Consider the following 15,017-nt stretch of genomic DNA (forward strand, 5'->3'; position numbering starts at 1 on the left):
CTCCCCTTTCAGATTTCGATGTCGACGTCGCCGACCGCGGCGCTGATGCACAGCTGGATCGGCTGGTCGGGATCGCTGTCCACTTCGCCACTGCGCAGATTGCGGGTGCATCCGGACCGCTTGACCGCCGTGCAGGAGAAGCAGATACCCATCCGGCACCCGAACTCCGGCGTCAATCCGGCCGATTCGGCCTGTTCGAGCAGGCTCGCACCGGTGTTCTCCGACTGCTTGCCGCTCACCGAGAAGGTGGTGACGCCCTCGACGTCGGTGGTGTCGGCCGGCGCGGCGGTGAGGACGAATTCCTCACTGTGCAGCCGGTCGTCGAGGCCCTCGGCCTGATAGATGCGGCGCACGGACTCCATCAGCGGCGGCGGGCCGCAGACGTAGGTCTGAGCGGTCGCGAAGAACGGCGCGATGCGCGACAGTTCGTCGTAGTCGAGGAACTTCGCGCCGGGCACGGTCGCGCAGCTCCACGGTGCGCCGTCCAGCCGCTCGGACCGGGCCAGTTCCGGATAACCCAGCACGATGTCGACGTTGTCGTGGCGGCGGGCGATATCGGCGAGCAGGTCCCGGTGCGGCACCTCCTGGGGGGAGCGGGCGTAGTGCAGGAACACCACGTCACCGCGGTACCCCTCGGCCACCAGGGTGGACAGCATCGACAGCACCGGCGTGATGCCGCTGCCTCCGCTGATCAGCACCACCTTGTCCGGTCGCCGCTCCGGCAGCCGGAACACACCGGACGCGGGCGCCAGGTCCACGACCATGCCCCGCTTCGCGTGCCGGTGCAGATACTGCGACACCAGCCCCTCCGGATGCGCCTTCACGGTCAGCGTGAGGGTGCGGCGCGGGCCGGCCTCGGCATCGATCGGCGAATAGCAGCGGGTGTGTTTCACTCCGTCGATCAGCACGCCCACCTGCACGAACTGACCGGCCTCGTGCCCGGCCCACTGCCGCGTCGGACGGAGTGTGAGGGTCACCGAACCGGGCACCGACCGATCCACGCCGATGATCTCGGCCCGCATATCGCGCAGCGTCAGTGTCGGTCGCACCAACTCCAGATACCGGTCGAGCGGGTGCGGCGAGGTCAGTGTCTGGACCAGATCGAGCAGTCCCACCATGCGGTTCTCCCCAGCCTTCGTCTGTTGATCATGTGCACCTTTTTCGGTGCACATCTGTACACTGAACTAGTGTGCCTGGCGGTACCGCAATAGTTCAACCTGCATCTGATGTGACCGATGCAACATCTCCATGAATGGACCAATCGTGAACGGATGTATGCTCAGCGAGATGAGCGAGCAGGCCGAAACCCGAGTCGAGCGCAAGGAGCGCACGCGGCGAGCACTGCTGGACGGCACGCTGGCCCTGGCTGCCGAGCGCGGATTCGCGGCGCTGAGCCTGCGTGAGATCGCCCGCTCGGCCGGGATCGTGCCCACCGCCTTCTATCGCCACTTCGATTCCCTCGACGAATTGGGAACCGCCCTGGTCGACGAGGGCGTGCGACAGCTGCGCCTGGCGCTGCGGCACTTGCGCCGCACCCCGGACGCACGCCTGGCCGAAACGGTGCGATTCGTCTTCGCTCAGATCGCCGGCCGCGAGGACCTCTACGGCTTCCTCATCCGCGAACGCCACGGAGGCGCACCAGCGCTACGCTCCGCGATAGCCTCCGAAATGCAGTTGATCACAAGGGAATTGGTGGTCGACATGTCGCGGATTCCGGCGCTGGACGCATGGCCGACCGATGATCTGGAACTGGCTGCCGACCTGATCGTCTCCACCGTCGCCGACCACATCGCCGACTTCGTCGCCGTCCCCTTGCGCGACCGCCCGCAACTCGTCGATCGCACCGTCGGCCAAGTGCGGATGATTGCCCTGGGCATGGCCGCCTGGAAACCGCATACCGCCTGAGCGCCCCTCGGACAGAAGGACGCCCCGCGGACCTCGCGGTCGCGCGAGGCGCCCTTCCCGTATCCGAGATAGTGCAGAGCACCGCGGGTGATGATACAGAAAACTGCACGTCCTCACAGGATTCTCGCAGTTCCGGCTCCCCTGGCCGGGAATATGCACCACGTTGCATAGTACAGCGGGTATCGGTTAACCTCACCGCATGGCCCTCGAACACGCACTGCTGGTATCGCTGAGCGAGCGGGCCGGTTCGGGGTACGAACTGGCGCGCCGATTCGACAAATCGATCGGATTCTTCTGGAGCGCAACGCATCAGCAGATCTACCGGGTACTCAAGCGCATGGAGGAACGCGGCTGGGTCACCGGCGAGGCGATCGCTCAGGACGGGCGGCCCGACAAGAAGGTCTACACCGTCAGCGCCGCCGGAGATGCCGAACTGGCGCGCTGGATTGCGGAGCCGACCGACGATATCGGCCCGCTGCGCAGCGAATTGGGCGTGAAGATCCGCGCCGCCGCCCACGGCGATCCGGACGCGTTGCGCGCCGAGGTCGAACGTCATCGCGATCACCACGCCCAGCGGCTGGAGCTGTACCGCCTCATCGAGAAGAAGGATTTCCCCGCCCCGGACCGGCTCACCGGCACCGCCCTGTACCAGTACCTGGTGCTGCGCGGCGGTATCCGGGTCGAGGTCGGCTTCGTCGAATGGTGCGACGAGGTACTGGCCGGTCTGCGGGGTGTGTCGCGCTCGTCGTCGCCTGATCCGGAAGCCTCAGCCCCGCAACCGGATTCCGTTTCCGAAAGGTAATCCCATGACCGCGAATTCCGATTCGCCGCATTCGTATCCGCATCTGTTCGAGCCGCTCGACCTGGGCCACACCACCCTGCGCAACCGGGTGGTCATGGGTTCGATGCACACCGGCCTGGAAGATCGCGCCTGGGATACCAACCGGCTGGCCGCCTATTTCGCCGAGCGCGCCCGCGGCGGCGTGGGCCTGATCATCACCGGCGGCTACGCCCCCAACCGCGAGGGCTGGCTGCTGCCATTGGGCGCCAAACTCACCATCAAGACCGAGGCCTACCGGCATCGCGCGATCACCAGGGCCGTGCACGCCGAGGGCGGCAAGATCGCCCTGCAGATTCTGCACGCCGGGCGCTATGCCTATGTGCCGTTCAGTGTTTCGGCTTCCTCGATCAAGGCGCCGATCAACCCGTTCCGCCCTCGCAAACTCTCCGACAAGGGTGTCGAGCGCACCATCGAGGACTACGTGCGGTGTGCGCGGCTGGCGAAGTTCGCCGGATACGACGGTGTCGAGATCATGGGTGGCGAGGGATATCTGATCAACCAGTTCCTCGCGCCGCGCACCAACAAGCGCACCGATCGCTGGGGCGGGTCGGCGGAGAACCGGCGGCGGTTTCCGTTGGAGATCGTGCGCCGGATCCGGGCCGCCGTCGGCGCGGACTTCGTCATCGTGTTCCGGCTGTCGATGGCGGAATTCGTCGAACACGGCCAGACCGAACCCGAGATCCTGGCGCTGGCAACCGAATTGGAGACCGCGGGCGTCAGCATCATCAACACCGACATCGGCTGGCACGAGGCACGGGTGCCCACGATCGTCACCTCGGTGCCGCGCGCGGCCTTCGTCGAATTCACCGCGAAAATCACCGCGCGCGTGAACATTCCGGTCTGCGCCTCGAACCGGATCAACATGCCCGAGACCGCGGAGGAGATCCTCACCCGTGGCGACGCCGATCTGGTGTCGCTGGCCCGGCCGCTGCTGGCCGACCCGGAGTGGGCCGCCAAGGCCCGCGCCGCCCGCGACGACGAGATCAACACCTGTATCGCCTGCAACCAGGCGTGCCTGGACCACGCCTTCGTCCACAAGACCGTGTCCTGCCTGCTGAATCCGCGGGCCGGCCACGAAACCGAACTGCGCCTGCTGCCCACCCGGCGGATGCAGCGCATCGCGGTCGTGGGCGCGGGACCGGCGGGATTGTCGGCGGCGGTGAACCTCGCCGAACGCGGCCACAAGGTGGATCTGTTCGAAGCCGACGACAAGATCGGCGGACAGTTCGATATCGCGCGGCGGATTCCGGGCAAGGAGGAATTCAACGAGACGATCCGGTACTTCACCCGCAAGCTGGAACTCGCCGGGGTGCGGGTATTCCTGAACCGCCGGGTGAGCGCCGGTGAGTTGATCGAAGGCCGCTACGACCACGTGGTGCTCGCCACCGGCGTGCGCCCGCGTATCCCGAATATTCCGGGTATCGACCATCCGAAGGTGCTCACCTACGCCGAACTCGTGCGCGAGGAGAAGCCGGTCGGTAAGAAGGTCGCGGTGATCGGGGCGGGCGGAATCGGTTACGACGTCAGCGAATTCCTCACCGTCGAGGGGCATCCGGCGCTGAAGCTCGACGAATGGAAGCAGGAGTGGGGTGTCACCGCCGACGATCCGGAGGCTCCGGGGCAGCTGACCGTCGCGCGTCCCTCGCCCGCGCCCCGCGATGTCGTACTGCTGCAACGGAAGTCGACTCCGTTCGGCAAGAGCCTGGGCAAGACCACCGGCTGGGTGCATCGTGCGGCGGTGAAGGCGAAGGGTGTCGAGCAGATCGGCGGCGTCAACTACGAACGCATCGACGACCGCGGGTTGCACATCAGTTTCGGTGACAAGCGGAATCGGCCCACCGTCATCGAATGTGACAACGTGATCCTGTGTGCCGGACAGGAATCGGTGCGCGATCTGGTCGATCCGCTGCGGCAGGCGGGGGTGCGCATCCATCTGATCGGCGGCGCCGATGTGGCAGCCGAACTCGATGCCAAGCGGGCCATCGATCAGGGCACCCGCCTGGCGGCGGCGCTGTAATGGCGATTCTCACCCGGCTGGGACTGCCCGGCGATGAGAAGTCTTGGGCCGCATTGGGTTTCGCGGTCGAGGGCGGGATGATGCGGATCGGGCGGATCTCCTGCACGCTCGGCGTCGGCACCGGCTGGGGATTCGAAGGGATCGAGTCCGACGCGGCGACACTGGGTGTGCCGGAGCTGCTGCACGACGTCGAGACCGAGACGGCCCATCCCAACGGGGTGACCTTCGTCGACCACGTCGTCTACTGGGTACCGGATCTGGACGAATCCGTGACCGCGCTGAACGCCGTGCTGGGGATCGGCCCGCGACGGCGCTTCCACCCGCGTGGTCCGGACGGCCCCGAAATGGCGTTCTATCGGGTCGGCGAGGCGTTCCTGGAGGTCGTCGCCGCCCCGACGAAGCGGCCCGCGCTGGTCGGCGTCGCCTTCGGCACTCCGGATCTCGATGCCACGGTGGCGGCGGTGCGTGCGGCCGGTGGCCCGGTCGGGGATCCGAAGCCGGCGGTGCAGGGTGGACGGATCGCCGGGGTCTGGCACGGGCATATCGACTGGGGGATCGCCTTCCTCGAGCCCAAGCCCCGCGGCGAGGGGAAGTCCGGCGCCGCGGATGAGGGCACCCGGTAGGCTCGGCGACCGTGAGCTTGCCTGCACCCACCGCCGACAATCGTGCCGTCGTCACCGGAGCGTCCTCCGGGATCGGAACCGCTCTGGCCGAGGAGCTCGCCAAACGCGGCTATTCGGTCATCCTGGTCGCCCGGCGCGGCGACCTGCTCGCCGAGCTGGCACAGCGGCTGACCGACACCTACGGGGTGACCGCCGAGGTTCGCGCGGTGGACCTGTCCGATCGCGAACAGCGCGCACCGCTGGTGGCCGAGCTGGCCGGCCGGGAGATCGCCATCCTGTGCAACAACGCCGGTGTCGCCACCTTCGGCGCCGTCGCCGACCTGGACGCCGACGTCGAGCGCTCGGTGATGGAACTGAACGCGGTCGCGGTCCACGATCTGACCCTGGCGGTGCTGCCCGGCATGCTCGCCCGCGGCGGCGGCATCCTCATCACCGGTTCGGCGGCCGGGAACATGGCCATCCCCAACAACGCCACCTATGCCGCGACCAAGGCCTTCACCAACACCTTCTCCGAATCGCTGCGCGGCGAGCTGACCGGCAGTGGCGTGCATGTCACGCTGCTGGCGCCGGGCCCGGTGCGCACCGACAATCCCGACCAGGAAGAGGTCGGCAGCAAGATCCCGGACTTCATCTGGGTATCGGCCGCCTACACCGCGAAAATCTCCATCGACGCCCTGGCGCGCAACAAGATGCGCGTCGTTCCCGGCCTGATCAGCAAGGGTATGAGCGTCGCCGGCCAGTACGCGCCGCGGGCGCTCACCGCGCCCATCGTCGGCTCGTTCTACAAGAAGCTGGCCGGCTGATCCGCAGGGTGTCAGGGCGGCGTCAAGATCGCGGCGCCGCTGGTCAAGACGGCGTATCGAGACGGTTCCGGCACCATTGCGCGGCGTAGTCCTGAGAGTGACCCCCGCAGTCGAGGAGGAAAGCGGGGAACCACAGGAGACACGCCGTGACGTTGCTCGAGATGTTCCCGTCCTTACGTTCGGGGATGGCATCCCCGCGATTGGACACCACCGTGTGGCCGTACCGGACGCACTACGACGAACTGGGCCGCATCACCGTCGACGGGGTCGCCCTCGACGATGTCGCCGACCGCTACGGCACACCGACCTATGTGATCGGTGACAGCGAGATCCGCACCCGCTGCCGGTCGTACCGCAAACACTTCCCCGATGCCGAAATCGTCTACGCCGCAAAGGCTCTGCTGACTCGGACGATCGCGGCGCTGGTGGCCGAGGAGGGTCTGGGCATCGATGTGTGCTCGGCCGGCGAGCTGGCGATCGCCCTGTCGGCCGGGGTGGACCCGCGGCGGATCATCCTGCACGGCAGCGGGAAACCGTTCGCCGAACTGGAATACGCGGTCGGCGCCGGCGTGGGGCGGATCGTGATCGACTCGCTCACCGAGGTGAGTCTGCTGGGCACGGTGGTCACACGGCCGCAGCAGGTTCTGCTGCGCCTGACACCCGATATCGACGTGCACGGACATCCGGCCGTCCGCACGGGGGTCAGCGATCAGAAATTCGGCTTCGGCCCGCACGACGAGACCACCGAGGAGGCGATCCGGACGATCATCGACCATCCCCTGCTCGATCTGCGCGGTTTCCACTGCCACCTCGGCTCGCAGATCCACAACCCCGACCATTACGGGGAAGCGGTGCGACGGCTCGTCGCGCGGATGGCCGAGGTCCGGCACGACTACGGCGTCGTGCTGACCCAGCTCGATCTGGGCGGCGGGCATGCGGTGGCCTATCGCACGGGCGACGCGGAACTGAATCTCTCGGAGCTGGCCGACATCATCGATGACGCCCTGGACGCGGCGTGCGCGCGAAACCGCTTCCCCCGCCCGGTGATCGCGATGGAACCGGGCCGCGGCATCGTCGCTCGCGCCGGCGTGACGATCTATCGCGTCACCGCGATCAAGCATGTGCCGGGCGGACGAACGTTCGTGATCGTGGACGGCGGAATGAACGACAATCCGCGGGTCGCCCTCTACGGGGCGCGCTACGACGCGGTGGTGGCGGACCGGCATCCCACCGGACCGACCATCACCGCCACCGTGGCCGGACGCTACTGCGAAGCCGGTGACGTCCTCGCCGCCGATATCCGGTTACCCGCGGATCTGCACGTCGGTGAGTTGCTGGCGATTCCGTGCACCGGCGCCTACCACCACAGCCTGGCCTCGGCCTACAACGGCGTCGGGCGGCCGCCGATCGTCGCGCTCCGTCACGGCCGGATGCGAGAGCTGGTGCGCCGCGAGACCGTGGCGGATCTGCTGCTGCGCGATCTCGGTTGAGTGGCACCTCCGCGCGCGGGCCGGTGACGCCTGCCCGGCGTCAGGGAGCGCTCAACGTTTGCGGGTGCCGAAAAGGCTGCGGCTGATCTCGCGGCCCGCGGCCGAGGCCGCCGAACGCAGGAAACTCTTCACCGCCGGATTGCTCATGATCCGTTCCGCCGCCGAGACGTCCGGCTCCGGTGCACGCCCGCCGGAGCCCTGCGGCATCGCCTGCGGTTCCGGTTCGGCCGCAACCACTTTCGCGGCCAGCATTTCGTAGGCCGATTCCCGGTCCACGGTCCGGCCGTACTTCTCGAACAGCGGGCTCGACTGTGCGCGCGAGCGGATCCCGTCCTCGCCGATGGTGTTCATCAGCGACCGCGGCGGGCGCAGCCGGGTCCAGGCCACGGGCGTCGGCGCGCCCTGTTCGGACAGCACCGTCACGATCGCCTCACCGATCCCCAGCGTGGTGAGGGCGTTCTCGAGGTCGTAGGCCGCGGTCTTCGGATAGGTGCGCACCGTCTTCGACAACGCCTTCTGGTCGTCGGGGGTGAACGCGCGCAGCGCGTGCTGGATCCGCGCACCCAGTTGCGACAGCACCGCATTGGGCACGTCGGTGGGCAACTGCGTGCAGAAGAACACGCCGACCCCCTTGGAGCGGATCAGTTTCACTGTCTGCTCGACCTGTTCCAGGAACGCCTTGGACGCGTCGGCGAACAGCAGATGCGCTTCGTCGAAGATGAAGACCAGCTCGGGTTTGTCGACATCGCCGACCTCGGGCAGGGTCTGGAACAGATCGGCCAGCACCCACATCAGGAAGGTGGAGAACAGCACCGGCCGCGCCGCCTGCGATCCGAGTTCGAACAGCGTGATCACGCCCTGGCCGCCGGCGGTCCGCAACAGATCGGCGGGGTCGAGTTCGGGCTCACCGAAGAAGGTGTCGCCGCCGTCGGCCTCCAAATTCACCAGCGCACGCAGGATCACCCCGGCCGTCGCGGCCGACACCCCGCCGATCCCCTTCAGATCCTCCTTCCCCTCCGGACTGGTCAGGTGCTGGATCACCGAACGCAGATCCTTCAGATCCAGCAGCGCCAGCCCCCGGGTGTCGGCCCAGTGGAAGATCAGGCCGAGGGTGGATTCCTGAGTGTCGTTGAGCCCCAGCACTTTACTGAGCAGCACCGGGCCGAACGAGGTGATGGTCGCGCGGATCGGGACGCCGATTCCCTCGGTGCCGAGGGAGACGAATTCGATCGGGAATCCGTGCGGCGCCCAGTCGGTATCGCCGGTCTGGGCGGCACGGGCGGCGAGTTTGTCGTTCGATTCGCCCTGCTGCGCCAGCCCCGACAGATCGCCCTTCACATCGGCGAGCACCACCGGCACACCCGCCGCGGACAGCTGTTCGGCGATGCCCTGCAGGGTCTTGGTCTTCCCGGTTCCGGTGGCGCCGGCGACGAGACCGTGACGGTTCAGCGTTCGCATCGGAACCCGGACCCGCGCGGCCGGATCGACCTCCCCGCCGACGACTACCGCACCCAGTTCCAGCGCGGCACCCTCGAAGTCGTAACCCGCCGCGATCTGCTGGGCGGCCGAATCCGTCTCGGCGGCAGCCATTTTCGGCTCCGGCACCTGCTCCGCGGCGGCTTCGGCCTCGGCCGCCTCCGCCGCGGCCGCCGCCTCGGCCGCGACCCGGGCCGCTTCCTGGGCCGCCTTGCGCGCCGCCGCCGCCTTCGCCGCCTTGTCCTCGGAACTGGTCATCGCCGATCCTCCGTCGCCCTGCCCACCGCTGCCGACACCACTGGAATCACGCATATACCTGGGCAAACTGTAGCGGGATGTTTGCCGGAAGGCGGCCGCAACGGGCCGGACGGCACGCATCCGGTGCGGTCGGTCCGATTCGCACCGTCCGCGCACTAAGGTTGCCGGAGTGTCCGACAAACTGATGGTGTGGATGGATTGCGAGATGACCGGCCTGCGCCTGGACAGCGACAAGCTGATCGAGGTGGCCGCGCTCGTAACCGATAGCGATCTCAATATCCTCGGCGACGGCGTCGATATCGTCATCCACGCCGACGACGACGCGTTGGCGGCGATGCCGCCGGTGGTGCAGGAGATGCACGCCAAATCCGGCCTGACCGACGAGGTGCGACGCTCCACGGTCACCATGGAGGAGGCGCAACAGCGGGTTCTCGACTACGTGCGCGAGTGGGTTCCCACCCCCGGCACCGTGCCGCTCGCCGGCAATTCCATCGCCACCGACCGCGGCTTCATCGCCCGGGACATGCCCGAACTCGACGCCCACCTGCACTACCGGATGATCGACGTGAGCTCGATCAAGGAGCTGTGCCGGCGCTGGTATCCGCGCATCTACTTCGGTCAGCCGGAGAAGGGCCTGGCCCACCGCGCCCTCGCCGATATCGAGGAGTCCATCCGGGAGCTCCGGTATTACCGCCGGACCGCGTTCGTTGCCGCCCCCGGCCCCTCGACCGCCGAGATCGCCGAGATCGCCGCGCAGGTCAGCGCCGGTTCCACCGGTTCCGAGCCCCCCACCGAACCCGCCGATTAGGTTTCCCGACGGTCTTCGCGCTACCATCTACCGCGCCGGTTGTTACCGGCGATGGTGACCGTAGTTCAGTTGGTAGAGCACCAGGTTGTGATCCTGGCTGTCGCGGGTTCGAGTCCCGTCGGTCACCCTGCAAGGGGCAGGTCCGGAAGAGATTCCGGACCTGCCCCTTCGTCATGAGTCGAGTCGTCGACTTTCCGTCCGGTCCGCCCGACCCGATCGCGATGCGCGGACGTGGTGCGCGTCACGGTTACCGTTCAGTCCATCCGGTTGCCGACCGACCCTGGTCGAGCGCGCACCGGTCGGACGGCTCATTCGATCAGTGTGGTGGGCCGGCAGGTGCGATCGTCTTCCGGGAAGTCCCCGTCCCGGAAGTAGCCGTTGGTCGTGTCTAGAATGCAGGTGCTCAAACCCGGACGCAGCACCATGTGGATCCTGGTGTCGGCCAACGTGATCAAGCGAGATCCCGCCATCTGCCGATGCAGTGCCAGTGAGTGCGCATGGGGCGTCCGGTTGTCGCCCGTGGCGGACAGGATCAGGGCGGGCACATCGTTGTCGACCACGGTGGGCGGTTCCACCGGCGGTGGCCAGAAGGCACAGGGCTGGATGTTGTCAGCCAGTGCGGCGAAGATCGGCTGGGTCGGGCGAGCCGCCTCGATCGCATTCCAGTACCACGCGGGATCGGCGGGCATCGGTGCGTCCGCACACCAGATCTGCACCATCACCGAATCTTCGTCGTGCTCGTAGTACTCGATCTGCTGGTGCAGCTGCGCGGGCACCGCGGGCGCGCGGCCCTCCGCCGCGTCGGCAACGGCTCGCACCGATGCCGCCAGCGCCTCGTTCAATCGCGCATCCCGCAACATCGTCCACAGCAGATTCGGCAGGACATGATCGTCGAAGCCGAAGCCCTCGACCACGATCGGCGACCGCGCCGCACGAGCGATGAGAGCCTCGACTCGCCGGCGTATCTCGGGAGCGGAAGCGCCGAGGTGGTACTGCCGATCGCGAGCCGCCACCCAGCCGGCCCAGTCGTCGAAGGCCGCTTCCACCGCCGGCCCCCAATCCTGTTGTAAGCCGAGCCAGTAGCGCTGCGGATCGATGGCACTGTCGAGCACCATGCGGTCGGATCGGCCGGGGAACAACTGCGAGTAGACCGCGCCCAGATACGTGCCATAAGAGACGCCGTAATAGCTGATGCGGTCCTCGCCCAGTGCCGCACGGATCACGTCCATGTCGCGCGCGGTGTTGCGCGTGCTGAGCTGCCGCATCCAGGCCAGGTCACCGCCCACCAGACAGTCGGCGGCGAGCCGTGCCTGCAGGGCCGTTTCGGTGACGAAGCCCGGTAATCCGATACCTGCCGAGCGGATCGGGTGGCGACCGGCCAGCCGCATCGCTGGTGCCGCCCGGAGTGGGCGACGCCACGCGGATCGAATCCGATCAGGTCGTAGCGACTCAGCACATCCGGTTCGAGAACATCACCGACGAGTTCGAACGCATCGAGCCCCGGCGTACCGGGTCCGCCCGAATTGGTCAGCAGCACACCGCGACGGTGTGCTGTATCGCTCGCCGGGATCCGCGAGACCGCGATACTGATGATCGGCCCGTCCGGACTGCCGTAATCGAGTGGCACCGCGACATCCGCGCAGACCGCACCCTGTGCTACCAGGGCCGCATCGTCGCATACACCCCAGTCGAGACGTTGCCGATGAAAGCGCGCCAGCGGGTCTGCGGGTTCGGCGACCGCGATACCGGAAGCGGAGGCCATCGTCACCGCGAGTACGGCAACGATCACCGACGCGACAGCCCCGCCGACCTCTCGCAGCCGACCACGAGAACGACGACCCCCAGGGGTCGTGACCGCGTACCGCTCTCCACCACCCATGAGGACCTGACCCTTCAGCAAGCCGAGACCGAATCACACGGGAGCCACCGCCAACCACGCAGCGGAGCGGCGATCGCCCCGGAAGAGCCACGAACACAGGCGATTTCGGGGAGCCGGAGTTTGTGCGCCTCGGCCCCGGATTTCGCGGGAGTGGATTGGCGGAAGCCAGTGTAGCGTCCGATCACCGCGTGGAGCCCGAACGACGAGCGGGCCTTCCGGATATCCGGAAGGCCCGCTCGTCTCGCCGTCGTCAGCGGTTGGTGTCGGCGTTGCCCGCCTTCCATTCCGCCCACGGGATATTCCAGTCGCCGAGTCCGTCGACGCCGGACAGGGTGTCACCGACGGTGTTCTTGACGATCGCGATATCGCCGCGTTTGGCGTTCTCGTACACCCAGCGGGCATCGGCCGGGCTCAGGTTGAGGCAGCCGTGGCTGGTGTTCGAATAGCCCTGCTGACCGACCGACCACGGCGCCGAATGCATGAAGATGCCGCTGTAGGACATGCGCGTCGCCCAGTCGACCGGGGTCCGATATCCGTTGGGGCCGGTGGCGGCGACACCGTAGGTGGACGAATCCATGATCATGTGGTCGAACTGGTCGCCGATGATGTAGATGCCGTTCTGGGTGGGCGTGGAATCCTTGCCCATCGAGGTCGGCATGGTTCGTATCACCTGGCCGTTGCGTTCGACGGTGACCATCTTGGTGTTGTCGTCGGCGGTGAAGACCATCGGATCGCCGATGGTGAAGCTGGAATGGATATCGGAGTCACCGACCAGCCCGCCACCCAGATCGCGGCCGTAGGTGTTCACGTCAACCGCGACACTGGTTCCCGGGGCCCAGAAATGCTCGGGGCGCCAACGCACTTCGCGATTGTTCACCCAATAGAACGCGCCTTCCACCGCCGGTGTCGTGGTGATCTTGATCGCATCCTGCGCGGCGCGTCGATCCGGGATGTTCTCGTCGAACTGGATCGCGACCGGCTGACCGATTCCGACCACCGCGTTCTCACCGGGCAGCAACCACGGATGCGTCTTGTTGCGCGGTGCGAGAGTGGTGAAACTGATTGTCGTCGAGGTGGTGCCGCCGATTCCGACCGCATCGGCCTGCAGGCGATACGTGCGGTCGAAGCCGAGCTGTTCGGTCAGTTGCCACGAGGTCCCGTCGGGGGCGATCTGCCCCGCCACCGGATTGCCCTCGGGTGTGAGCAACGTGACAGCGGTCAATTTCCCGTTGTCCACCTTCACCGGAATCGGATCGCCCGGCGGCACCCCGACCGCCCCGTCGGCGACCGGCGTCAGCACCTTCGGTTTGACCAGGTCGATGGCCGAAGCCGCCTCGATCGCCGGTCCGTTGTTCGCAGCCCCGGAATCACTGCATCCGGTCACCGCGAGCGCGAGCATCGACATCACGCCCAACCACGCCGCCGGCGCTCTCATTCGCCGCGAGCCTCGACGTCCGCCCATGTGCAACCCCGTTTCATGCCTCGTACGCAACCGGGAAAACCGGCCACGCTGCTCAACCCACCACGCATGCGGGGATCGGTCGAGACCACGCCCACCTATTCTGCCAGGTGGAAGGGTCGCAACCGGTTGAACACGACGCGCCGGCCCCGCACACTCTCGTCCGATTCATCCCTTCCGGCCCGCCAACCGTTACCGCATTCACCCAAGATCACGATGCCTTCTCGAATAGCCTTTGAACAGGCGATTTCACTTTCCGCGCACCCAACTGTTATGGTTTCTCCCGCACCGGAACGGAGCCCACAGCCCGATCCGGAGGTCCAAGCGCCATTAGCTCAATTGGCAGAGCAGCTGACTCTTAATCAGCGGGTTCGGGGTTCGAGTCCCTGATGGCGCACTCCACGAAGACCCCTGACCAGGATTGCCGGTCAGGGGTCTTCTGCGTTCCGGTCCGGACGATCCGCGAATTCCAGTCGGTCACAACGGGATTCCACACGCTGTTGCACCCGCGCTGCGGCCCCGAGACGCCGGGCTCGATCAGCCGATCGGTGGTGCCAGATATTCCAGCGCGTAACCGAAGCCGGCGGGGGTTACGCGGGCGATGCCGGGTGAGTCGAGGTGGGCGCCGGCGACGAAATGACGTGGCCGGGTCAGTTGTTCGAGGAGGGCCGCCCGCGCAGCGCGGGCCTGGGACTGGTTGCCGTCGAGCTCCCAGGAGACCTTCGGCCGATCGAACTGGAGGGCCGGGACGTGGACCGTGTCACCCCAGACGAGAAGGTGGGCGATGCCACTGCTGACGTCGTAGACGGTGTGACCGGGGGTGTGACCCGGTGTCGGGATCGCGGTGACCCAATCGTTGATCGCGATTTTCTCCGACACGGGGACGACCCGGCCCCGGATCGGCGCCAGCCGACCCGTGAACACCGACGTGTCGCCCGCGCCGATCCACACACGTTCGAGTTCGGCGAACGCCTCCGTGCCGTCCGGCGCAATCAGACCGCTCACGTGGTCTTCGTGGTTGTGGGTGATGGCCACATCGGTGACCTGCGCCCGGTCGATTCCCGCCTCGTCGAGCGCGTCGTAGATCAACCCCATGGTGGGGTCGTGCCACGCATCGGACGCGCCGGTGTCGATGAGAACCGACCGCGTGCCGTCGGTGACGAAGAAGGCGTTGACCGCCAGCCTCACATTGTCGCCGACCAGCGGCACGGCGGCCGGCAGCTCCTCGAGCGGGCACCCGTTCTCGTCGCGGAGCCGGCTCGTCGGCATGTCGATGTATCCGTCTCGCAGCGAAATCACTTGCAGATCACCGAATTCGAACGTGGCATGGAGCCTGCCACTCGAAACCACACGCATAAGACCTCCGTCGTGTCACGCCGATCGTGCAAATCTTCGATAGAAGATGTACTCTTCTATCGAAGAAACATACACTGTGCACGGCGAGATACCCATCGATCG

Annotated in this window: 12 protein-coding genes and 2 tRNA genes; 9 read left to right on the forward strand and 5 right to left on the reverse strand. The window is 67.0% G+C overall.

Going from position 1 to position 15,017, the window contains the following annotated elements; genetic code table 11:
- Positions 1-8 precede the first annotated feature (8 nt).
- Entirely contained in the window at positions 9-1,118 is a 1,110-nt protein-coding gene (locus A5789_RS02880; RefSeq protein WP_082857104.1) for a ferredoxin reductase, read from the reverse strand.
- Between the two features lie 169 nt (positions 1,119-1,287).
- On the opposite strand from A5789_RS02880, the gene A5789_RS02885 reads away from it, so the two are divergent.
- From A5789_RS02885 to lysA, 6 genes are all read left to right on the forward strand, one after another.
- Positions 1,288-1,905 (forward strand): TetR family transcriptional regulator, encoded by a 618-nt coding sequence (locus tag A5789_RS02885; protein ID WP_036525890.1) that lies wholly within the window; start codon positions 1,288-1,290, stop codon positions 1,903-1,905.
- Between the two features lie 199 nt (positions 1,906-2,104).
- Entirely contained in the window at positions 2,105-2,707 is a 603-nt protein-coding gene (locus tag A5789_RS02890) for a PadR family transcriptional regulator (RefSeq protein ID WP_030517834.1), read from the forward strand.
- Positions 2,708-2,711: 4 nt separating this feature from the next.
- Positions 2,712-4,763 (forward strand): NADPH-dependent 2,4-dienoyl-CoA reductase, encoded by a 2,052-nt coding sequence (locus tag A5789_RS02895; protein WP_064906431.1) that lies wholly within the window; start codon positions 2,712-2,714, stop codon positions 4,761-4,763.
- The gene (locus A5789_RS02900) at positions 4,763-5,386 is read left to right on the forward strand and encodes a VOC family protein (protein WP_063015351.1); all 624 of its coding nucleotides are present in this window, start codon (positions 4,763-4,765) and stop codon (positions 5,384-5,386) included. The genes A5789_RS02895 and A5789_RS02900 overlap by 1 nt, the downstream gene beginning before the upstream one ends.
- Before the next feature lie 11 nt (positions 5,387-5,397).
- Positions 5,398-6,189 carry a mycolate reductase gene (gene cmrA, locus A5789_RS02905; RefSeq protein WP_063015350.1) on the forward strand — a complete coding sequence of 264 codons (792 nt, stop codon included), beginning with the start codon at positions 5,398-5,400 and terminating at the stop codon, positions 6,187-6,189.
- Positions 6,190-6,335: 146 nt separating this feature from the next.
- Positions 6,336-7,679: a diaminopimelate decarboxylase gene (lysA, locus tag A5789_RS02910; protein ID WP_064906429.1), complete on the forward strand. Its 1,344-nt coding sequence runs from the start codon at positions 6,336-6,338 to the stop codon at positions 7,677-7,679.
- Positions 7,680-7,730: 51 nt separating this feature from the next.
- On the opposite strand, the gene A5789_RS02915 is transcribed toward lysA, so the two are convergent.
- The gene (locus tag A5789_RS02915; RefSeq protein ID WP_082940431.1) at positions 7,731-9,413 is read right to left on the reverse strand and encodes a helicase HerA-like domain-containing protein; all 1,683 of its coding nucleotides are present in this window, start codon (positions 9,411-9,413) and stop codon (positions 7,731-7,733) included.
- A gap of 169 nt (positions 9,414-9,582) precedes the next feature.
- On the opposite strand from A5789_RS02915, the gene orn reads away from it, so the two are divergent.
- Together orn and A5789_RS02925 are read left to right on the forward strand one after the other, a co-directional pair.
- On the forward strand, positions 9,583-10,221 hold the full coding sequence (gene orn / locus A5789_RS02920; protein WP_063015347.1) for an oligoribonuclease: 639 nt from the start codon (positions 9,583-9,585) through the stop codon (positions 10,219-10,221).
- A 54-nt stretch (positions 10,222-10,275) separates the two neighbouring features.
- Positions 10,276-10,348: transfer RNA gene (locus A5789_RS02925), tRNA-His, on the forward strand.
- Positions 10,349-10,529: 181 nt separating this feature from the next.
- Here the strand turns inward: A5789_RS02925 and A5789_RS02930 are convergent.
- Entirely contained in the window at positions 10,530-11,609 is a 1,080-nt protein-coding gene (locus tag A5789_RS02930) for an alpha/beta fold hydrolase (RefSeq protein ID WP_082940428.1), read from the reverse strand.
- A 741-nt stretch (positions 11,610-12,350) separates the two neighbouring features.
- Positions 12,351-13,535: an Ig-like domain-containing protein gene (locus tag A5789_RS02935; protein ID WP_063015346.1), complete on the reverse strand. Its 1,185-nt coding sequence runs from the start codon at positions 13,533-13,535 to the stop codon at positions 12,351-12,353.
- A gap of 348 nt (positions 13,536-13,883) precedes the next feature.
- On the opposite strand from A5789_RS02935, the gene A5789_RS02940 reads away from it, so the two are divergent.
- Positions 13,884-13,956, forward strand: a tRNA-Lys gene (locus A5789_RS02940).
- A 140-nt stretch (positions 13,957-14,096) separates the two neighbouring features.
- Here the strand turns inward: A5789_RS02940 and A5789_RS02945 are convergent.
- Positions 14,097-14,915 (reverse strand): MBL fold metallo-hydrolase, encoded by an 819-nt coding sequence (locus A5789_RS02945; RefSeq protein WP_064906424.1) that lies wholly within the window; start codon positions 14,913-14,915, stop codon positions 14,097-14,099.
- Positions 14,916-15,017 lie beyond the last annotated feature (102 nt).

Source organism: Nocardia sp. 852002-51101_SCH5132738 (assembly GCF_001665695.1).
Classification (GTDB): domain Bacteria; phylum Actinomycetota; class Actinomycetes; order Mycobacteriales; family Mycobacteriaceae; genus Nocardia; species Nocardia nova.

Bases quoted from the DNA above. Each gene is read 5' to 3' on its own strand.
- A5789_RS02895 (WP_064906431.1), top strand. From the start codon at position 2,712: ATGACCGCGAATTCCGATTCGCCGCATTCGTATCCGCATCTGTTCGAG.
- A5789_RS02935 (WP_063015346.1), bottom strand. From the start codon at position 13,535: ATGAGAGCGCCGGCGGCGTGGTTGGGCGTGATGTCGATGCTCGCGCTC.
- A5789_RS02885 (WP_036525890.1), top strand. From the start codon at position 1,288: ATGAGCGAGCAGGCCGAAACCCGAGTCGAGCGCAAGGAGCGCACGCGG.
- A5789_RS02880 (WP_082857104.1), bottom strand. From the start codon at position 1,118: ATGGTGGGACTGCTCGATCTGGTCCAGACACTGACCTCGCCGCACCCG.
- A5789_RS02945 (WP_064906424.1), bottom strand. From the start codon at position 14,915: ATGCGTGTGGTTTCGAGTGGCAGGCTCCATGCCACGTTCGAATTCGGT.
- A5789_RS02915 (WP_082940431.1), bottom strand. From the start codon at position 9,413: ATGACCAGTTCCGAGGACAAGGCGGCGAAGGCGGCGGCGGCGCGCAAG.
- A5789_RS02930 (WP_082940428.1), bottom strand. From the start codon at position 11,609: ATGCGGCTGGCCGGTCGCCACCCGATCCGCTCGGCAGGTATCGGATTA.
- A5789_RS02900 (WP_063015351.1), top strand. From the start codon at position 4,763: ATGGCGATTCTCACCCGGCTGGGACTGCCCGGCGATGAGAAGTCTTGG.
- A5789_RS02890 (WP_030517834.1), top strand. From the start codon at position 2,105: ATGGCCCTCGAACACGCACTGCTGGTATCGCTGAGCGAGCGGGCCGGT.